The sequence below is a fragment of the Bacillus swezeyi genome (assembly GCF_001969815.1).
GTDB lineage: Bacteria > Bacillota > Bacilli > Bacillales > Bacillaceae > Bacillus > Bacillus swezeyi.
In genome coordinates, this window is the sequence record NZ_MRBK01000017.1 from 70,021 (window position 1) to 88,759 (window position 18,739).

General features: G+C 44.6%; 21 protein-coding genes. 11 read left to right on the plus strand and 10 right to left on the minus strand.

Annotated elements, in window-relative coordinates; all coding sequences use genetic code 11:
* Window positions 1–6 precede the first annotated feature (6 nt).
* Both BTA30_RS15165 and BTA30_RS15175 read right to left on the minus strand, forming a co-directional pair.
* Window positions 7–1,359, minus strand: coding sequence for a glucose-6-phosphate isomerase (locus BTA30_RS15165; RefSeq protein ID WP_076762147.1), 1,353 nt, complete (start codon window positions 1,357–1,359; stop codon window positions 7–9).
* Window positions 1,360–1,661: 302 nt separating this feature from the next.
* The gene (locus BTA30_RS15175; RefSeq protein WP_076762149.1) at window positions 1,662–2,825 is read right to left on the minus strand and encodes an iron-containing alcohol dehydrogenase; all 1,164 of its coding nucleotides are present in this window, start codon (window positions 2,823–2,825) and stop codon (window positions 1,662–1,664) included.
* A 135-nt stretch (window positions 2,826–2,960) separates the two neighbouring features.
* On the opposite strand from BTA30_RS15175, the gene BTA30_RS15180 reads away from it, so the two are divergent.
* Window positions 2,961–3,197, plus strand: a complete 237-nt coding sequence (locus BTA30_RS15180; protein ID WP_076762150.1) for a DUF378 domain-containing protein — start codon at window positions 2,961–2,963, stop codon at window positions 3,195–3,197.
* A gap of 252 nt (window positions 3,198–3,449) precedes the next feature.
* On the opposite strand, the gene yugI is transcribed toward BTA30_RS15180, so the two are convergent.
* The 3 genes from yugI to BTA30_RS15195 all read right to left on the minus strand — a co-directional run bounded on the left by yugI (window position 3,450) and on the right by BTA30_RS15195 (window position 5,730).
* Window positions 3,450–3,839 (minus strand): S1 domain-containing post-transcriptional regulator GSP13, encoded by a 390-nt coding sequence (gene yugI, locus BTA30_RS15185; protein ID WP_076762151.1) that lies wholly within the window; start codon window positions 3,837–3,839, stop codon window positions 3,450–3,452.
* 228 nt (window positions 3,840–4,067) lie between these two features.
* Window positions 4,068–5,228, minus strand: a complete 1,161-nt coding sequence (locus tag BTA30_RS15190) for an aminotransferase (RefSeq protein WP_076762152.1) — start codon at window positions 5,226–5,228, stop codon at window positions 4,068–4,070.
* A 1-nt stretch (window position 5,229) separates the two neighbouring features.
* On the minus strand, window positions 5,230–5,730 hold the full coding sequence (locus BTA30_RS15195; RefSeq protein WP_076762153.1) for an Lrp/AsnC family transcriptional regulator: 501 nt from the start codon (window positions 5,728–5,730) through the stop codon (window positions 5,230–5,232).
* 200 nt (window positions 5,731–5,930) lie between these two features.
* On the opposite strand from BTA30_RS15195, the gene BTA30_RS15200 reads away from it, so the two are divergent.
* Complete coding sequence (locus BTA30_RS15200; RefSeq protein WP_076762154.1) at window positions 5,931–6,752, plus strand: alpha/beta fold hydrolase; 822 nt, start codon at window positions 5,931–5,933, stop codon at window positions 6,750–6,752.
* A 57-nt stretch (window positions 6,753–6,809) separates the two neighbouring features.
* Here BTA30_RS15200 and BTA30_RS15205 read toward each other — a convergent pair whose 3' ends face one another.
* Together BTA30_RS15205 and BTA30_RS15210 are read right to left on the minus strand one after the other, a co-directional pair.
* Window positions 6,810–7,064: a DUF1871 family protein gene (locus BTA30_RS15205; protein ID WP_076762155.1), complete on the minus strand. Its 255-nt coding sequence runs from the start codon at window positions 7,062–7,064 to the stop codon at window positions 6,810–6,812.
* A 77-nt stretch (window positions 7,065–7,141) separates the two neighbouring features.
* Entirely contained in the window at window positions 7,142–7,639 is a 498-nt protein-coding gene (locus BTA30_RS15210) for a hypothetical protein (RefSeq protein ID WP_076762156.1), read from the minus strand.
* A gap of 103 nt (window positions 7,640–7,742) precedes the next feature.
* Between BTA30_RS15210 and BTA30_RS15215 the strand changes: the two genes are divergently transcribed.
* The gene (locus tag BTA30_RS15215; protein WP_076762157.1) at window positions 7,743–8,906 is read left to right on the plus strand and encodes a MalY/PatB family protein; all 1,164 of its coding nucleotides are present in this window, start codon (window positions 7,743–7,745) and stop codon (window positions 8,904–8,906) included.
* Between the two features lie 28 nt (window positions 8,907–8,934).
* Here the strand turns inward: BTA30_RS15215 and BTA30_RS15220 are convergent, their stop codons facing one another.
* A complete protein-coding gene (locus tag BTA30_RS15220; protein ID WP_076762158.1) occupies window positions 8,935–9,132 on the minus strand; it encodes a hypothetical protein in 198 nt (65 codons plus the stop codon).
* A gap of 63 nt (window positions 9,133–9,195) precedes the next feature.
* On the opposite strand from BTA30_RS15220, the gene kapB reads away from it, so the two are divergent.
* A complete protein-coding gene (kapB, locus tag BTA30_RS15225) occupies window positions 9,196–9,582 on the plus strand; it encodes a kinase-associated lipoprotein KapB (protein WP_076762159.1) in 387 nt (128 codons plus the stop codon).
* Window positions 9,583–9,610: 28 nt separating this feature from the next.
* Here the strand turns inward: kapB and kapD are convergent, their stop codons facing one another.
* Entirely contained in the window at window positions 9,611–10,228 is a 618-nt protein-coding gene (gene kapD / locus BTA30_RS15230) for a 3'-5' exonuclease KapD (protein WP_076762160.1), read from the minus strand.
* 311 nt (window positions 10,229–10,539) lie between these two features.
* On the opposite strand from kapD, the gene BTA30_RS15235 reads away from it, so the two are divergent.
* From BTA30_RS15235 to BTA30_RS15245, 3 genes are all read left to right on the plus strand, one after another.
* The gene (locus BTA30_RS15235) at window positions 10,540–11,718 is read left to right on the plus strand and encodes an MFS transporter (protein ID WP_411813159.1); all 1,179 of its coding nucleotides are present in this window, start codon (window positions 10,540–10,542) and stop codon (window positions 11,716–11,718) included.
* A gap of 99 nt (window positions 11,719–11,817) precedes the next feature.
* Window positions 11,818–13,695 (plus strand): transglycosylase domain-containing protein, encoded by a 1,878-nt coding sequence (locus BTA30_RS15240; RefSeq protein WP_192855980.1) that lies wholly within the window; start codon window positions 11,818–11,820, stop codon window positions 13,693–13,695.
* A 28-nt stretch (window positions 13,696–13,723) separates the two neighbouring features.
* The gene (locus BTA30_RS15245; RefSeq protein ID WP_076762161.1) at window positions 13,724–14,131 is read left to right on the plus strand and encodes a thiol-disulfide oxidoreductase DCC family protein; all 408 of its coding nucleotides are present in this window, start codon (window positions 13,724–13,726) and stop codon (window positions 14,129–14,131) included.
* A gap of 57 nt (window positions 14,132–14,188) precedes the next feature.
* On the opposite strand, the gene BTA30_RS15250 is transcribed toward BTA30_RS15245, so the two are convergent.
* Window positions 14,189–14,746 carry a YufK family protein gene (locus BTA30_RS15250; RefSeq protein ID WP_076762185.1) on the minus strand — a complete coding sequence of 186 codons (558 nt, stop codon included), beginning with the start codon at window positions 14,744–14,746 and terminating at the stop codon, window positions 14,189–14,191.
* Window positions 14,747–14,931: 185 nt separating this feature from the next.
* Here BTA30_RS15250 and malK point away from each other — a divergent pair, with 185 nt between their 5' ends.
* From malK to BTA30_RS15270, 4 genes are all read left to right on the plus strand, one after another.
* Window positions 14,932–16,533, plus strand: a complete 1,602-nt coding sequence (gene malK / locus BTA30_RS15255; protein ID WP_076762162.1) for a malate sensor histidine kinase MalK — start codon at window positions 14,932–14,934, stop codon at window positions 16,531–16,533.
* Complete coding sequence (locus BTA30_RS15260) at window positions 16,526–17,233, plus strand: response regulator (RefSeq protein WP_076762163.1); 708 nt, start codon at window positions 16,526–16,528, stop codon at window positions 17,231–17,233. The genes malK and BTA30_RS15260 overlap by 8 nt, the downstream gene beginning before the upstream one ends.
* A 441-nt stretch (window positions 17,234–17,674) precedes the next feature.
* Window positions 17,675–18,211 (plus strand): CDP-diacylglycerol--serine O-phosphatidyltransferase, encoded by a 537-nt coding sequence (gene pssA, locus BTA30_RS15265; RefSeq protein WP_076762164.1) that lies wholly within the window; start codon window positions 17,675–17,677, stop codon window positions 18,209–18,211.
* A gap of 6 nt (window positions 18,212–18,217) precedes the next feature.
* Complete coding sequence (locus BTA30_RS15270; RefSeq protein WP_076762165.1) at window positions 18,218–18,700, plus strand: DedA family protein; 483 nt, start codon at window positions 18,218–18,220, stop codon at window positions 18,698–18,700.
* Window positions 18,701–18,739 lie beyond the last annotated feature (39 nt).

The window sequence follows — 18,739 nt, forward strand, 5'->3', positions numbered from 1 at the left end:
TCATTATTATTGATCCAAGCGTTTCTCAAGCTCCGCTTTTTTCTCTTCAAAGCCCGGTTTGCCGAGAAGCGCGAACATATTGACTTTGTACGCCTCTACTCCCGGCTGGTCAAACGGATTGACGCCGAGCAGGTATCCGCTCATCGCGCAGGCTTTTTCAAAGAAGTACACAAGATAGCCAAACGTATAGGCGTTCATTTCCGGCACGTTGACAATCAGGTTCGGTACATTTCCGTCCGTATGGGCAAGCATAGTGCCTTGGAAAGCTTTTTTATTGACGAAATCGACTGTTTTGCCGGCAAGATAGTTTAAGCCGTCAAGATCATTATCGGCTTCTTCGATCGTCAGTTCATGTCTTGGCTTTTCAACATTCAAGACGGTTTCAAACATATCTCTTCTTCCTTCTTGAACATATTGTCCAAGAGAATGGAGATCAGTTGAGAAATTGGCGGAAGAAGGATAGATGCCTTTTTCGTCTTTCCCTTCACTTTCTCCAAAGAGCTGTTTCCACCATTCTGCAAAGTACTGAAGGCCAGGCTCATAGTTGATCAGCATTTCGATTGTTTTGCCTTTATTATAAAGGACGTTTCTGACAACGGCATACTGGTAAGCCGGATTTTCTTCAAGCTCTGATGAAGAAAAGTCTTTGCTTGCATCTCGTGCGCCCTTCATCATATCATCAATATCGGCTCCGCTGACGGCAATCGGAAGCAGACCAACCGCTGTAAGGACGGAGAACCGCCCGCCGACATCGTCAGGAATGACGAATGACTCAAACCCTTCCTCATTTGCAAGCGTTTTTAATGCGCCTCGCTCTTTATCTGTCGTCGCATAAATGCGGCGTTTCGCTTCTTCTTTTCCGTACTTGTCTTCAAGAAGCTTGCGGAAAATCCGGAAAGCGATCGCAGGCTCTGTTGTCGTGCCTGATTTAGAAATAACGTTAATTGAAAAATCAGCGTCTTCGAGAAGATCCATGACATCTTTCATATATGAAGAGCTGATGTTGTTGCCGATAAAAATAACTTGAGGCGTTTTCCGTTTTTCTTTCGGCAGCGTATTGTAGAATGAATGGTTCAGCATTTCGATCGCCGCTCTTGCGCCGAGGTATGAGCCGCCGATACCCACAACCAATAAGACATCTGAATCGTTTTTAATTTTTTCAGCGCATTTTTTAATGCGGGCAAACTCTTCTTGATCGTAGTCAGTCGGAAGATCCACCCAGCCTAAAAAATCGCTGCCCGCACCTGTTTTTTCATGAATGGTGTGATGGGCGACTTTTACGAAATCACGCAGATATGTAAGTTCTTGTTCTTTAAAGAATGGCAATGCTCTTGAGTAGTCAAAACGAACATGCGTCATATTAATAAACCTCCAGTACTCACTGTTTTCTTAAATCCCCGCCAGCGCTTTCATTCTCGCCAAAGCTCCGGCTTAAAGGGTTGTTAAACATGTCGATTTACGGCGACAGCCTCTTCCCTTTTCACTTTATATGAACTCTTTCGTTAAATCAAGTGATGAAAAAGATGCGGTACCCGGCATGCGGCGGCTGAACGGCCAAAAATCCAGATTTCTTCATGCACTTTTCATTTTTGTCAAAATGACAACAAATAAAAAAGCGGCTCAGCAAGGAGGACCCTACCTGAGCCGTCTTTTCAGAAACTCTACAAAGAAGCCTTCAAGATAGCCAGAACATCCGCTTTATTCAACGTTTTGAAGCGGCCGAATTCTCCGTTGGCCATCGCTTTGTCAGCAATAAGATCAAGCTTTTCATCCGTGATGTCATAATCGGCGAGGCGATTTGGCGCTCCGAGGCTTGTCCAAAACTCGGAAAGCTTTTCAATACCCGCCAAAGCAACTTCACGATCAGTTTTGCCTGTTTCATCAATATTGAATACGCGGACGGCAAGCTGTTTAAAGCGGCCGACATTTTCAGACAGCGTGTGCTTCATCCAGTTCGGGAAAAGAATCGCAAGTCCTCCGGCATGCGGAATATCGTAAACCGCAGAGACGGCGTGTTCGATATTGTGAGTCGCCCAGTCACCGCGCGCGCCCATTGAAAGCATACCGTTAAGCGCAATTGTCCCTGTATAAAGAATCGTTTCGCGGAGCTCATAGTTTTCAAGGTCTTCTATAAGCTTCGGAGCGGCTTCAATCACCGTTCTTAAGAGGGACTCGCACATCCGATCCTGATAAGGGGTATTTTCGGTATGGTGAAAATATTGTTCAAACACGTGGGACATCATGTCGACCATGCCGTAAATCGTATGGTCTTTAGGCACCGTGAAGGTGTTGACCGGATCAAGTATCGAGAATTTAGGGAATACAAGCGGGCTTCCCCATCCGTACTTTTCATTGGTTTCCCAATTGGTAATAACAGAGCCTGAATTCATTTCCGATCCAGTCGCCGCTAATGTCAAAACCGTTCCGAACGGCAGCGCATCAGTCGGAATATGTTTCTTGGTGACAATGTCCCAGGCATCGCCGTCATATTTCGCACCCGCGGCGATCGCTTTCGTACAGTCGATGACGCTTCCGCCTCCAACTGCCAGCAGAAAATCAATATCGTTCTCTTTGCAGATTGCTGCCCCTTTATTGACTGTAGCGACGCGCGGATTCGGTTCAACTCCGGGCAGTTCATGAACGGCTGCCCCCGCTTTTTCGAGGATAGAAATGACCTGATCGTATAAACCGCTTCGTTTAATGCTGCCTCCCCCGTAAACGAGCAAAATATTCCGGCCATAGTGTTTAACCTCTTCTGAAAGCTTTTCAACTTCTCCGCGGCCGAAAATCAGTTTCGTGGGATTCCAATATGTAAAGTTATCCATGCAATCTCCTCCTTTAACCACTATTATGTTAAAAGGTTGTCCGCCATGTAAAGCGATCTGCTCTTATACGCATAAACTGTCCAAAACGGTCACAATCTATAAATGTTTCATGACTAAAAAAGGAGGAATAAATAAATGAGTGTTATTCAGCGCATTGCACTGGTATTGACGATCATCGGAGCTATCAATTGGGGACTGATAGGATTTTTTCAATTTGACTTGGTAGCGGCCATTTTCGGAGGCCCTGGATCGGCTTTTTCCCGCACGATTTATGCGCTTGTCGGAATTGCTGGTCTGATTAATCTCGGCCTTTTATTTAAACCGGCTGAAGAAACCGCCGGAGAAGAAGCCAAACAGCCGGAAATGCGGTAGCCGGCATAAAAAAATAACTCCGGCGCAGGCCGGAGTTATCAGCGTGTCGACAAACCCTCGCATTCGTTGTCAGGCCTGCGCGTCGGTGCTCACGAATTCCAACATTCGCTCCGCTCCGATGCTCGGCCTTCCTAGACTGCAAAGGTTTTCAATCACGCTGAAAGGATGACAACATCCTAAAACTTCAAACCGTTTTAGGATGTTGTCAACAATCTATAACTCCGGCGCAGGCCGGAGTTATTTTTGTTAAGCTTACTTTTTAATTAAATCTTTTCTGTTTGACTGCTCGATCCACTCTTCAAGCTTATCTTTTAAAGTGTTGAAGCCTTGCGGAGCAGCCGCATCTTCAGCTTGGACTGATTTTGGTTTTCTAGGCTTGCTTTCTTTTCGTTCAGGAGCTGCCTGTGTAGCGCGGATTGAAAGGCTGATTTTTCCTTTTTCCTCATCTACAGAAAGAACTTTCACCTGCACTTCATCACCAATAGCCAAGTGCTCATTAATATCTTTAACGAAACCATGTGTTACCTCTGAAATATGCACAAGTCCCTGTGTTTCTTCATCTAAAGCAACAAACGCTCCATACGCCTGTAATCCAGTCACTTTTCCAGTGTAAACACTGCCCACTTCAAATTTTGCTGTCATAACTAACAACTCCTAAATCTTATGAATTTAATCTCTTTTTATACGCAATAAATAATTATATCATACAAGTCTCTTTTAAGCAAAAAACTTTTTGTTGAAAATCGATGTTTAAAACACACGCTAAAGGGGAATACTAAAGAATAATAAAGGCTTTCTAGTATTCCCCCCTTATTTTGGATGCGGACCTAATAAAAGGTGCGCATTTTTTTGTTCTCGAGAAATGAGCGGCTATATCTTTTCGACAAAGCGCTTCATTCTGGCGAGCGCTTCCTGAAGCTGTTCGAGTGAGGAAGCGTAGGAGCACCTGATATAGCCTTCACCACTCGGGCCAAATACATTGCCCGGAACGACGGCAACTTTTTCTTTCATGAGAAGTTGTTCTGCAAACGTCTCGGAATTCATGCCTGTTTTTTCAATTGAAGGGAACGCATAAAAAGCGCCTCCCGGCTGGTGGCAGTCAAGCCCAATCTCATTTAGGCTGTCGACAAACACATTCCGTCTGCGCCGGTAGCTTTTTTTCATCTTTTCAACATCTTCCATTCCGTTTTTAAGCGCTTCCTCTGCTGCAAATTGAGCCATGCTCGGTGCACACATCATCGAATATTGATGGATTTTAAGCATTGGCTCCCGTAAAAAAGCCGGAGCCGCGGCATATCCGAGACGCCAACCCGTCATGGCAAAACCTTTGGAAAATCCGGATATCAAAATCGTCCGCTCTTTCATTCCGCTGATTTCCGCAAAGCTTGTATATGGTTCATCATATGTAAGCTCGGCATAAATTTCATCGGCAATGACAATCAGGTCGTGTTTTTCCGCAAAAACTGCGATGTCTTCCAGTTCTTTTCTTGAATAAACCGAACCGGTCGGATTTGACGGGGTGCAAAGAATGATTGCTTTTGTCCGCTCCGTCAAAGCTTCTTCAAAGTCTTCCGCCCTTGCCTTAAATCCCCGCGCTGCATTCGTATGAATATGAACCGCTTTTCCCCCCGCCAAAGAGACAAGCGCCTCATAAGCGACGAAACACGGCTCAGGAATCAGCACTTCTTCCCCTGGGTCAAGGATCGCCCTGACTGCGATATCGAGGGCCTGGCTCGCTCCTACTGTCACAATCAGCTCATCCTCGGGCGAATAGTCAAGATGAAAGCGTTTATTTAAATAAGCGCTGATCTCCTTTCGTAAAGAGGGCAGACCGGCATTTGCCGTATATGAAGTGTAGCCCTGTTCAAGAGAAAGGATGCTCGCCTCTCTGACATTCCATGCCGTAACAAAATCAGGCTCCCCGACACCCAAGGAAATGACGCCTTCCATGGTAGATGCAAGATCAAAAAACTTGCGGATGCCGGACGGTTTGATTTGCTGTGCTGCTTTGGATATATAAGTTGATCTCATTTTACGGAGACACCACGATTCTTTTGTCATCATCACCGGAGTCAAAAACTTTACCGTCGTGCTTGTATTTCTTTAAAATAAAGTGGGTGGTTGTCGATACGACGGAATCAAGAGTCGATAATTTTTCGGACACGAAATGCGAAATATCCGACATCGTTCTGCCGCGGATGACAACTGAGAGATCGTAGACGCCAGACATTAAGTAAACGGATTCAACTTCCTGAAACCTGTAAATGCGTTCGGCCACTTCGTCAAAACCGACGCCTCGCTTTGGCGTCACCTTGACATCAATCATCGCCGTTACGCCTTCATGGCCGTCCACTTTACGCCAGTCGATCATCGTTGAATAATCAATGATGACCTTTTCTTTCTCAAGCTTTTCAATGATCGCTTTTGTTTCTTCCTGAGAAATATTCGCCATTTTGGCGATGGTTTCAGGTTCCAGCCGGCTGTTCTCCTCTAGAATTTCCAATATTTCTGTTTCTTTTTCGGTTAGTTTCATCTGTTATCACACCTTTATATGTCAAGAAATCTTCTGAATATTATAGCACGTTTTTCAGCGATTGTAAGTCGGTAAAAAAAAGCGAAATACAGCGTGAAAAAAATTTTTTCGGGTACGATAAATAACATACTCTGACTGGCCTGACAACATACAGTCAGATTGTTTTACATGAAAGAAAACCATTCGGAGTGATTTTGATCATGCTGTTAACAAAACCTTCAATGCAAACCGTTCAAGGTGTCAACATATATTATGAACATTACGAAAATCCAGGCAGAACAACGCTTATTTTAATACACGGCTTTCTTTCCTCTTCGTTCTGCTACAGAAAGATTATTCCTCTTTTGAAGGATGAATTTAACTTAATTGCCATTGACTTGCCTCCGTTTGGACAGTCGGAAAAATCACGGACGTTCGTCTATACCTATCAAAACATGGCCAGGGTGGTCATCGAACTGATCGAACGGCTGCATATTAAAGAAGCCGTCTTGGTGGGCCATTCAATGGGCGGCCAAATCTCTCTTTATGCCATAAAAGAAAGGCCAGAACTATTTAAAAAAGCCGTCCTGCTCTGCAGTTCAGGATATTTAAAGCGCTCACCGCGGCCGCTGATTTTCGGAAGCCACATCCCTTATTTCTATTTGTATATCAAACGCTGGCTGGCTAAACAGGGTGTACTGAAAAACCTTATGAATGTAGTCTATGACCGTTCTCTAATCGATCAGGAAATGATCAACGGCTATTTAAAGCCTTTTCTCGACGATCAGATATTCAGAGCGCTCGCACGCCTGATCAGACACAGGGAAGGCGATTTAACACCGGACGATTTAAAAAGAATAGAAACCCCCTCCCTTTTGATCTGGGGGGAAGAAGACCGCGTCGTTCCGGTTCAGATCGGAAAAAGGCTTCATCAGGATCTGCCCAATTCTATGTTTTATTCTTTAAAACATACCGGGCATCTCGTTCCTGAGGAAAATCCTGATTATGTTTCAGACAAAATCGTCGATTTCATCATGACATAAAAAAACCGCCGTCCGGCGGTTTTTAAACAGTTTTACGGAGTGAATGCATTTTGATGTTCAGCAGGAACTGCTGTCCTTGATCACAAGCAGCCGCTCTGCAAGCTTTATGCATGTTTCCAGAGGCAGCACATGATCAAATGACACTTCAAAAACGGTTTGAATCGTCTTTCCAAGCTGTTCGGCGTCGTCTTCCGTATAGACGGCCTGAACGATTTCCGCGGCTTCCGTTTCATAAAAATCAGGCCCGGCCTGGAATGGGTCCCATTCTTTTATGATGTGTATGATTTGAGCTGCCGCCTGACTTTCTTTCATATTTATCACCGCTTAACCTGTAATTTTACAAAGCTATTGTATCATAACCTGCGAATTCTTCGATATAAATCACCGTTTTAAAGATCCGCCTTATTGCTTTTCCGCCGCCTGGCGATCAAAAAAAGACCGATGCCATTGACCAGAACGAGGCCAAAAAGTGTATTGCCAAGAGGCGCCCAACCGCTTTCTCCCGTCAAAAACAGCGACAGTACAACCTTGCCGATCAGCGTCACATTCAATACCGCCAACCCCCACGTTAAGGAGCGCTTCCAAAATGCCGTGCCAATCAGCACGAGAAATCCCATCATAAAAACGATCGTTAAAATGGCTGTAACAGGGTCGGACAGGAGCTTGAGCTCGTAGTCCAAAACAGTTTGCATCTCAGGGTTGACCGTTTCCGGGACAGGAAACCAAAACATGCTGCTCATCATCAGCACAAATGTCATGATGACACCCTTCCAGCTTCGCTTATAGCAAAAATAAGCGAGAACAACGAGAAACACCGGACGGATATACCAGCTCAGCGGATTAAGATGGCGCTGAAAGGCCCATTCAAGTATGCTGTTCCACTCCATCCTGCAGTCACTCCTTTTTTACGGAGACTTTCTTTGCTTAAACATTGCAATCTCCTGCTATCATCGTTAATGTATAACATATGAAAAAACATGAGGTGAGATCATGGATTTTAATACAAAACATAACAGACTCGGGACACAATCTGTAAAGTGGGATTTGACGCAGGAATTGTTCGGCGTTAATGACGCGCTGCCGATGTGGGTGGCCGATATGGATTTCCGCGCACCTCAAGCAGTTATTGACGCGCTTCAGCAGCGCTTGGAACACGGTGTTTTCGGATATACGTCGGCAAATGCCAAAACGAAAGAAGCTGTCGTCAGCTGGCTCAGCCGCCGCCACGGCTGGGAGAGCGAACCATCGTCTATCATCTTCAGCCCCGGCATTGTAACGGCGCTGGGCACGGCCGTCCAAGCATTCACTGAGCCGGGAGACAAGGTCATCGTGCAGCCGCCTGTTTATCCCCCGTTCTTTGACATGGTAACGAAGAACGGACGAACTGTTTTACATAATCCTTTAATTGAAAAAGACGGGCGCTATGAGATGGATTTTCGCGATCTTGAGAAAAAGCTGAGCGAACCGGATGTGAAGCTGTTCATTCTTTGCAATCCGCATAATCCTTCGGGCCGTTCCTGGACGAGAGAAGAGTTGACAAAGCTTGGTGAACTTTGCCTTGACCACGGCATCACAGTCGTTTCCGACGAAATCCATTCGGATTTAATGCTGAATGGAAGGAAGCATACGCCGTTCGCCTCTATATCACCCGAATTCGCGGAGCTTTCCATCACATGCATCGCTCCGAGCAAGACATTTAATTTGGCAGGGCTTCAGGCATCAGCCATCCTGATTCCCGATCAGGCAAAGAGGACGGCTTTCACACAAGTGATGCAGCGCCAAGGGCTGCACTCCTTAAACACATTCGCGGTCGCGGCCATTGAGGCGGCTTATTCAAAAGGCGAACCTTGGCTGGATCATTTAATTCCCTATATTGAACATAACATGGAAGAGGTCCGCCGCTTTTTGGAGAAAGAGCTCCCTGATGTTCAGATGATGAAGCCTGATGCTTCATATTTAGCCTGGCTTGACTGCCGGACGCTCGGACTGTCAGATCAGGAAATAAAACGCAAGCTCATTCATAAAGGAAAGCTGATCCTTGAGTCGGGACCGAAGTACGGCCCAGGCGGAGAAGGATTTGTGAGAATGAATGTCGGATGTTCACTGTCTGTTGTAAAAGACGGGCTGATCCGGTTGAAAACGGCTTTTTCGTGAGCATTCCGGCTATCGCCGGATGCTCTTCTTATCGTTTTTGTGGTTCTTGCTTTAATTCCCTTTCAAGCTTTTCCGCTTTTGCAGCTTCTTTTCTTGAATGTTTGATGATCAGCCGGAATACAAAAAGAGCGATGATAAAGAAAATAGCCAGCGTGATAAAAGAAGGGATATATTCTCTTTTATCTTCAGGAAAATAAAGCATAAACTGAATCAGAAGCGGCGCCATTTTTCTTCCTCCCCGTTTATTTGTTCTTTCCATTTATTATCATACCATGAGGAGGCAGACACAGTGAATCAGTTTCAAGTCGGAGATAAGGTAAAAGGTTTTTATAAAACAGGCGTGTACATTGGTGAAATTACAGATATCAAGCCGATGCACTATTTAGTCAAAATTCTCGCCGTTTTGACCCATCCGAAGCAGGGGGATCTCCACCATCCCAAACATGCGGAAGTTCCTTTTTTTCATGAAAGAAAGGCTCTCGCTTATCGCGAACAGACAAATATTCCGCATCATATGGTGAAGCCGTTCGACGGTGCGGTTCCGAATTACAAGGATTCGCTTCGCGAGGCGCTGAACCGCTTTAAAGAAAAATTATTAAACGATCCGTCCGATTATGCGGCAAAATCGTTAGAATGTGCTGCCGCACTTGAAAAAGAATATTTTCCAAACAAATAACCCAATCTTCTGTTTAAGATTGGGTTTTTTATGTGGCATGCGGAAATACCTTGGAAAGGTCGACCCGGTCGCCGATCGTCGTCGGTTTTGGATTCTCCAAATACTGTTTATCCCGTTCAACAAGCTGAAATAATTTATACGTTGTCATGGCGTCATCAAGCGCTTTATGCTGTTTTCCCGTGCCTGAATCTCCATATTCCTCAGCCGCTTTCCACAAATTTGTCAGCGTTTTGTCGCCAAAGAATTCCTTGTACTCCATAGACAAGTCCCTCATCTCCCCTTTGAACGGAAACGGAACGTGGTTAAACATGCAATTTTGCTTTAATACTTTCATATCCATGTTTCCCCATGTAATAATGACGCTGTTTTGCTCTGAATCAAGCTCTCTCAGTTTTTCTATAAAGGACTGAAACGGGATGCCTTGATCAACCTGATTTTGGGTAATATTCAAAAATGTTTTGCAGCGCCTCGTTAATTTAGGAAACTTCTTTGGCTTGATATAGCTTGAAAACGTCTCAACCACCTCATCATTAACCGCCTTTACAATCCCTGCTTCAATGATCTCCGGGAAAAAATTTTGCGGATGATATTTCCCCTCCGGCATTGTAAATTCAAAATCAATAACAAGTAAGGTGCTTGGATTCAATTTTCACACCTGCCTTTCTTATCGCAATATAAAAAACTTTTGGACTGAGGACAGCCGATTTGGTTTGGTTCAGACCCAAGACCTTTGTTCTGTATGCAAAATCCGTTCATCTTTCTTTTATTATATCATTATATTTCTATATTTAAGCTCATATTTTCTGAAAATGACGAAAATTCCTTCAAATGCCTGTTTTTCATTCTCTGGAATGCAGGCATTCCATCCTTCTTCCAAATTTCCTTTATAATGAAAATGGAACTCAATTTTTGAAGAAGGTGATTCACATCTCTGTTCATAAGAAAAACCTTGTCATCATGTGGTTTGCAAATTTTTTTATGGCGGCAAGCTCCACCATGGTTCTTCCGTTTCTTTCACTCTATATTGAGACGCTCGGCAGCTATCCCGACGGGTTCACGCAAAAATGGAGCGGATATGTTTTTGGCGTCACATTTTTGATGGCTTTTTTGGTCTCTCCTTTTTGGGGGAGATTCGGCGATAAACACGGCTATAAAAAAATACTGCTGATTACAGGTTCAGGCATCGGAACGAGCATTCTCCTGATGTCCCTTGTCTCATCTGTATACGAGCTGTTTTTTCTAAGAATGGCAATGGGTCTTGTCACAGGCTTCATCCCTACTTCACTGGCGATGATTTCAGCCCAGACGCCGAAAAGAGCAGCTGGCAAAATGCTTGGCACATTGCAGATGGGCACGGTTTCAGGAGGATTATTCGGCCCTTTGCTCGGCGGGCTTCTTGCCGATCATGTCGGTTTTACATATACCTTTTTTATCACGGCATTTGTCATTTATGGCGCTGTTCTCCTCGTATTTGCCGGGGTTCGGGAACGGCCGCTGAAATCCAATCGCGACCGCTCCATCACATACACAAGAAAGCAAGTTCTGCGAACGATTTTAAATCAGCGGCCGCTCATAACAGTCATGATTTTAACGGCCGTCATTCAAGTGGGAAACTTCAGCATCCAGCCGCTTCTCGCCCTGTATGTCAGTGAGCTGCATGGCACTCAAAACCTCGCATTCTTTTCCGGATTGGCTTTTTCAGCAACCGGTCTCGGCAGCCTTTTGGCCGCAAGAAAGTGGGGAGCTCTGGGCGACAGATTCGGCCATGGAAAAATATTAGTCATTCTCTCGCTTTCAGCAGCGGTTTGTTTTATCCCCCAAGGGCTGACATCATCGTATGAAACGCTCGTGGTCTTCAGATTCCTGTTCGGCATCGCCTTAGGCGGAATGATTCCTTGCATCACGGCATCCATTCGCCTCCAAGCTCCAGGCTCGATACAGGGGGAAGTGCTTGGGTATAATGTCAGTTTCAGATTTTTGGGCAATGTCATCGGCCCGGTCCTCGGCGGAATTCTATCAAGCTATTTTGGCATTTCTGCCGCCTTTTACGTAACCGCTTTTCTCTTTTTCAGCGGAGCCTGCCTTTTGCTGTTCCAAAGGTCCCAACAAAAGAAATCCGAGGCAAAAGCAAGCTGACAGTATAAAAAACAGCAAATCTATTAAATTATCCTTCTCCATATTCAAAAAAAATGGTACGATATGGCTAGAATTTTAGCGAAAAGAGAGTGACAAAGAGTGACCAAGTTGCGTTCGATTATTGGATGGTTTTTGCTGATTATGTTAATTCCTATATTTGTATATACTTTAATGGCCTCAGGTCGGGAAGCCCAAGAAATGAAGCCTCTCGACAAAGTGCTCGATGAAAAAATCAATTTAAAGGATATCGGCCTTGTACAAAACAGCTACATGTATGACAGGGACGGAGCCCTGATTTCTGAAATTGTTTCAGATCACCAAAACCGGGTGTTTGTCTCTTATGAAAACATCCCCGAGCATGTTAAGCAGCTGTTTCTGACTTCGGAAGACCGCCATTTCTTTCACCATAAAGGGTTTGATTTCATCGGGATGGCCAGAGCCGCAGTAGCCAATTTCAAAAAAGGCGGAATTGATCAGGGAGCAAGCACGATTACACAGCAGCTCTCGCGAAACTTGTATTTGAGCCATGAACGGTCCTTCGACCGGAAGCTGACAGAGCTTCTGTACTCCTATCAGCTTGAAAAAAAGCTATCAAAAGAAGAAATTTTCGAGAAATATTTAAATACGATTTATTTTAATAATGGCGTATACGGAATTGGATCTGCATCTTCTTTTTATTTCAGCAAGCCTCTGAAATCTCTCACCCTTGCTGAAACGGCGTTTATTTGCGCGATTCCTAATAACCCTACATTATATGATCCTTTGAAACATTTTGACTACACAAAAACCCGTCAAAAGCGGCTCCTTGAAGGGCTGAAAAAAGCGGGTGTCATTTCTGAAAAAGACTATAAAAAAGCGGTTAAACAAAAAATTAAGCTTGATGTAAAAGAAAAGAAGGATGCTTATCCCGATTATGCGACATACGTCGATGATGAATTCACCGAATTGGTTTCCGCTTCTGAAGGGTTTGACAAACGGCTGAAAAAGGCAAAAACAAAAGAAGAGAAGAACAAAATCGAAAAAGAGCTTTCAAACCGAATCAGCTCCCTTCTGACAAGCGGAGTTAAAATCTATACAGCGCTTGATCCCGCCATGCAAAACCGGGTCGTCCAGCAAGTGGAAAGCAGGCTTCCTTATGCAGGTGTACAGGGCGGGGCTGTGGTCATCGACCATCAAACCCATCAAATTGTCGCCATGTCAGGCGGAAAAAATTATAAGAAATACGATTTTAACCTGGCTTATCAAGCCCACAGGCAGCCCGGATCATCGATCAAACCGCTGCTTGACTACGGACCTTATATTGAAGAAACGGGCGCTACGGCCGGCAGCATGATCGATGCCAGCAGATTTTGCAGCAAGGATTACTGCCCGAACAACTATAATGAAAAAACATATGGAACCGTGTCGATCAAAACGGCATTTAAAAATTCCTATAATACACCGGCAGTCCGGGCGTTAAACCAAGTCGGCGTGCAAAAAGGGTTCAGCTATTTAGAGCCGTTCGGCTTTGAAAAAATCGATCCGAAGGACTATCGTCTCCCAGCCGCACTGGGCGGGTTTACGGATGGCTTTTCACCGCTTGAGATGGCGAACGCTTATACGACGTTTGGCAATGACGGCAGCTACACGCCAAACCATGCGATCACAAAGGTTACGGATTTAAAGGGAAAAACGCTTTACAAGTGGAAAGACAAACCGAAACAGGTCTTCAGCCCGCGGACAAACAGCCAATTGCGTGTGCTGATGTCAGCGGTTGTCAAAGAAGGAACCGGACGAAAAGCCAATTTCAGCGGCGGATATGTCGGAGGCAAGACGGGGACGTCCAACGACTATAGAGACCTGTGGTTTGTCGGATTGACGGATACGTATACAATGAGTGTATGGGTTGGAAAAGAGAAAAAAGGCAATGTCGAATTTCTTCATCATGCAGCGCCTCACCTTTTGATATGGAAAGGGACGCTTCAATACGCAAATTAAAGTATGAGAAGGGAGAGATCAAGAGCCTATGACGGAAATGCCTGATCGCATCGTTCTTTTTGATGGCGTCTGCAATTTTTGTGACGGAGCTGTTCAATTCATCATTAAACATGATCCGAAAGGCTTGTTTTCATTCGCTTCTCTGCAATCTGACATCGGCGGGGAGCTGCTCAAGCACTATCAGCTCCCAACCGATCATTTTGACAGCTTTATATTGATCAAGGAAGGCCGGGTATACCAAAAATCATCGGCGGCATTGCACGTGTTGAAAAGCCTCCCCGGACTGTGGCGGTCAGCGGCCGTCTTTTTGATCATTCCCCGGCCGCTTCGGGACGCGGTTTACAGCCTGATCGCGAAAAACCGCTATAAATGGTTTGGCCAAAAAAACGAATGTATGATCCCCGGTCCTGATATCAGAAAAAGATTTCTCTCATAAAAAAACCGGAGCCTCTGGACAAGCGTCCATGCTCCGGTTTTTTTGCCCCCCGGCCTCTTATACAGGCAAGCTGGCCATGATGCTGTTGTAAAGCTTGATGATGATATAGATCGTACCGATCATAAATGTAAACCAAAACAGCAGCTGAAACATAATGAAACCGATTAATGAAAAATATGAAAGCGTACCGTGGATCGTATACACGATAAAAACAAGGTAGGCAAGCGTCGCCAGCAGAAAAACCGCTGCAATACCCAAGGGATATTGGACAAAAATAAAGGATAAAAGGCTCGCGCCAAGATAAACCAAGGAGCCGATCCTCATTTTTTTCAAGTTTGCTCCTTCAGGATCTTTGGCAAAAAACAAAAGTGAGAGCTCTGTCACAGTATTGGCGATGAGCTTAAGCGCTGAAAACACCATAAAAAAAATCAGCGCAAACACTATAAACAAAGCCATTCTGATGCCGCCCTCAGAAAAAAATTCGAGCATTCCTTCATAAATGCCGAGAGAAGACAGCATCTCCATGGCGTACATTACGGAAGAGATGGCCAATGATGAACTAAAGAGCAGAATTGCAAAAAACGGAAAGAAACCTGTTATATACGTATTTTTCATAAAAAAAAACCCTTTCTGATATGTTCCATCATTCATTATGTACGACTTAGTACCTGTTGACAAGAATATTTTCCATATTTTTATTTCGATGATCTATCAGAGAAGATGCTGGATTCTTCACAAATTCGCCATTTCCCTGTAAAGTATTACTTGTTGACTAATCAATAGATCGCGAGGAATCGCCATTGAAAAAAACATTAAAACTGCAGACCCGGCTGACGATATTTGTCTGTGTCGTCGTCTTCATCTCTTTATTGATCACTTTTTTTATGATGGGAGCTGAAACTGCAAGAGATATACGGGAGCAGGAGCAGACGATTGCGCTCCAGACAGCGGAGATGGTCGCTGAAGCTCCGATAACAGCACAGTCGCTTGAAAGCGGCGAATACAAAGAACTGCAACATTACACAGGCCGCGTTCAAAAGGTGACAAAGACCGAATTTGTCGTTGTCATGGATATGAACAGCATTCGAAAAACCCATCCCGATCCGGATAAAATCGGAAAGAAATTTGCGGGCGGAGATGAAAAAGAGGTACTGAAAGGACATCAGCATATCAGTACGGCAAAAGGCACGCTCGGAGAATCTCTGAGGGCTTTCGTCCCCGTCTATAATGAAAAGGGAACTCAAGTCGGCGCTGTCGCGGTCGGCATCACCCTTCATGAAATCGAACAGATCATCGAGCAAAACCTCCGCCCTTTATATACGGTCATTGTCCTCAGCATCTGTGCCGGCGTCATCGGTGCTGTCATCGTGGCAAGAAAAGTGAAAACGATCATGTTTGGCATGGAGCCGTATGAAATTGCGACATTGCTGAACGAACGGAGCGCGATGCTTGAATCGACGAAAGAAGGAATTCTAGCCGTCGACCGAATCGGCAGAATCAAGCTTGCCAATGCGGAAGCAAAACGCCTCTTCAAAAAAATGGGGATCGATGAAAATCCGATTAATCGTGATGTAGGCGAACTTCTGCCAAACAGCAGGCTGAAACAAGTCATCGAAACACAGAATCCGGTAAATGACAGGGATGTCAGAATCAATGGGCTTGAGCTTGTCTTCAACGAGGTTCCGATTCACTTAAAAAAAGGAAACATTGTCGGAGCGATTGCTACATTTCGTGATAAAACGGAGGTCAAACACTTAGCTGAACAGCTGTCTGGTGTTAAAATGTACGCAAACGCGCTAAGGGCGCAATCCCACGAATTCATGAACAAACTGCATGTCATTCTTGGGCTCGTCCAATTAAAAAATTATGATGAGCTTGGGAACTATATAAAAGACATCGCGATTGATCAGCAGGCTGAAACGAGCGAAATCATCAACCACATTAAGAATTCTGTACTTGCCGGCTTTTTGCTCGGCAAGCAAAGCTATATTAGAGAACAGGGAGCCGTCTTGGAAGTCCATTGCAGCACAAGGATTCCAAACACAGCAAACCAAGCGGTGATCCACGACCTCATCACCGTCATCGGAAATTTGCTCAACAATGCTTTGGACGCCGTCTCTTCTTCTGATAAAAAGAACATTTCAATATCATTTCGGTACCATGACGGTCAGCTTGATATTGAAGTTACAGATACGGGAATCGGCATTTCAACAGAAGATCAGCAGAAAATGTTTGATCAAGGCTTTTCAACAAAAGGTTCCAACCGGGGATTCGGGCTTTATTTTGTCGAACAAAGCCTTGAAAATTTAAATGGACATATTGTCGTGACGAGCGAAAAAAATGAAGGAACGACATTCAGTCTCCGCATTCCGTACGAACCAAAGGAGGATGACTATGATTGATGTATTAATCGTTGAAGACGACCCAATGGTCAGAGAGCTGAATAAGCGCTACCTCAGTCAAATAGACGGATTTCAGCTGAAGGGGATTGCCGCTTCTTTTCAGGAGGCGGTCTCTTTTCTAAGAGAGCAGCGCATCGACCTGATCCTGCTTGACATTTATATGCCTGGCAGGAACGGAGTCGAGCTGTTAACAGAAATCCGGCGCCAAAACCAGTCAGTCGATGTCATTGTCATATCGGCCGCAAGCGAAATGGATGTTGTGCAAAAAACGCTGCGCTTCGGAGCAGTTGATTACTTAATCAAGCCGTTTGAATTTGAACGTTTTCAAACCGCCCTCACCGATTACAAGCGGAAACAGCAAATCTATTCAAGCAATCGGAATATCAGTCAAAAAGAGCTGGACTTCGAGCTTTTCCAAAAAAAACGTGCGCCTGAAAAAGTGCACTTGCCAAAGGGGCTCACAAAAAGCACGCTGAAGCTTATTTGGTCAAGCATCAGATCGTTTGACAGCCTGACATTCACGACCGAGGATTTAGCCAATCACACGGAAATTTCTCAAGTATCAATCCGCAAATATTTGAAGTTTCTCGAGGAAATCGAAGTGCTTAACGTGGAAATGGCCTACGGGACCATCGGAAGGCCCGTTTTCCAATATAAATTAAATACAAACGACATGAACGTGATCAACCAATATTTATAAAAACTCCCTCCCCTTCTGCTGCTTTGGAAGGGGGGGTTTTTCACAAGCCAAGGATTTATCGCACTTGCCGCCCTCTTATTCGGAAAATGGCATTTGATCGGTGCAGTGTTTGAGCATTATCGGGTCCATGCGCCCCTTTGCCCTTACGTCTAACGATTTTCGCGCCTGCCGGTTTTATCGGCGGAGCAGATGCGCCGAGAGCGGTAATAGATTAATGGAATAAGAGAGCAGCCATGCTCTCTTATTCTTTTTTCACTGCACCTTAATAAATCTTAAATTTTTTTGATGACGCCAACGCTTTTACCACTTTTATGGTATGATGAGAAAGTCTGGTTAAAATGCATTACAGGAATTTTATTGCAGATAGAATGCAAATCGTATACAATTAAATATTGTTTAATTTCTATATAAAATGGTTTGACTTAAAGGATGCGAAAACAATTGAAAAAAACAATCATACCTTCTTTGATTACGATTGGAAACTTTGTTTCGGGCTTGTCTTCGATATTGCTGGCATTCAGAGGGTATTTATTCTTGGCGATCATATTTGTTGTGATCGGCGCCATTTTGGACAGCCTTGACGGTATGGCCGCGCGGAAATTAAATGCAGTCAGCCTGTTCGGAAAAGAGTTGGACTCATTGGCTGATATTATCACTTTCGGAGTAGCTCCAGCTATTATTACTTATTCGATCGTTTTTCATGATGCTCCGCTGCTCGGCCTCCCTTCTACATTGCTGTTCCCTGTCTGCGGAGCACTTCGGCTGGCCCGTTTTAATATTCAGTCAGAGAACCAGGATTATTTTACGGGACTGCCTATTACGGCTGCAGGCACCATGTTGGTGTGTCTCAACCTTTTATGCGATATCCTCGGCAAAAAGACGTTCATAATGGTCACTTTATTTTTGTCCTATCTCATGGTCAGCAAAATCAAAGTCATCAGTCTAAAAGGAAAAAAACTATTGAAGAAAGTGAGCTAGGGTTTAATGGAGTTGGCAAGAGAATTGATTTCCCACTACGGGTATTTTGCGATATTCGGCATGCTTGTCCTCGGAATCGCAGGCCTTCCAATACCCGATGAGGTGATGATGACCTTTGTCGGGTATCTGTCTTCTATTCATATATTAAACTATGGGCTGTCACTCTTGATCAGTTTTTCAGGGGCCATATCAGGCATGCTCATCAGTTATTTTTTAGGGAAGAAAATCGGTAAGCCGCTGCTGGACAGGTTCGGCAAATGGATCGGTCTGACGCCGAAAAGAATGGATACTGTTCATCACTGGTTTGACAAATACGGCCCGTGGACGATCGTATTCGGCTATTTTATTCCCGGAATTCGCCATGTAACATGCTATCTGTCCGGAATGAACGAAATGAAAATGAAAAGGTTTCTGGTGTACGCCGGTTCAGGAGCGTTTATTTGGTGTCTCGTTTTTATTACGGTCGGCTACACGATCGGAGTCATATAAAAAGCCACTTGCTTTCCGGATGACAACAAAAGGAGTGAA

Excerpts from the sequence above, each read along its gene's own strand:
- BTA30_RS15165 (WP_076762147.1), bottom strand. The coding sequence starts at position 1,359 with ATGACGCATGTTCGTTTTGACTACTCAAGAGCATTGCCATTCTTTAAA.
- BTA30_RS15175 (WP_076762149.1), bottom strand. The coding sequence starts at position 2,825 with ATGGATAACTTTACATATTGGAATCCCACGAAACTGATTTTCGGCCGC.
- BTA30_RS15180 (WP_076762150.1), top strand. The coding sequence starts at position 2,961 with ATGAGTGTTATTCAGCGCATTGCACTGGTATTGACGATCATCGGAGCT.
- yugI (WP_076762151.1), bottom strand. The coding sequence starts at position 3,839 with ATGACAGCAAAATTTGAAGTGGGCAGTGTTTACACTGGAAAAGTGACT.
- BTA30_RS15190 (WP_076762152.1), bottom strand. The coding sequence starts at position 5,228 with ATGAGATCAACTTATATATCCAAAGCAGCACAGCAAATCAAACCGTCC.
- BTA30_RS15195 (WP_076762153.1), bottom strand. The coding sequence starts at position 5,730 with ATGAAACTAACCGAAAAAGAAACAGAAATATTGGAAATTCTAGAGGAG.
- BTA30_RS15200 (WP_076762154.1), top strand. The coding sequence starts at position 5,931 with ATGCTGTTAACAAAACCTTCAATGCAAACCGTTCAAGGTGTCAACATA.
- BTA30_RS15205 (WP_076762155.1), bottom strand. The coding sequence starts at position 7,064 with ATGAAAGAAAGTCAGGCGGCAGCTCAAATCATACACATCATAAAAGAA.
- BTA30_RS15210 (WP_076762156.1), bottom strand. The coding sequence starts at position 7,639 with ATGGAGTGGAACAGCATACTTGAATGGGCCTTTCAGCGCCATCTTAAT.
- BTA30_RS15215 (WP_076762157.1), top strand. The coding sequence starts at position 7,743 with ATGGATTTTAATACAAAACATAACAGACTCGGGACACAATCTGTAAAG.
- BTA30_RS15220 (WP_076762158.1), bottom strand. The coding sequence starts at position 9,132 with ATGGCGCCGCTTCTGATTCAGTTTATGCTTTATTTTCCTGAAGATAAA.
- BTA30_RS15235 (WP_411813159.1), top strand. The coding sequence starts at position 10,540 with ATGTGGTTTGCAAATTTTTTTATGGCGGCAAGCTCCACCATGGTTCTT.
- BTA30_RS15245 (WP_076762161.1), top strand. The coding sequence starts at position 13,724 with ATGACGGAAATGCCTGATCGCATCGTTCTTTTTGATGGCGTCTGCAAT.
- BTA30_RS15250 (WP_076762185.1), bottom strand. The coding sequence starts at position 14,746 with ATGAAAAATACGTATATAACAGGTTTCTTTCCGTTTTTTGCAATTCTG.
- BTA30_RS15260 (WP_076762163.1), top strand. The coding sequence starts at position 16,526 with ATGATTGATGTATTAATCGTTGAAGACGACCCAATGGTCAGAGAGCTG.
- BTA30_RS15270 (WP_076762165.1), top strand. The coding sequence starts at position 18,218 with ATGGAGTTGGCAAGAGAATTGATTTCCCACTACGGGTATTTTGCGATA.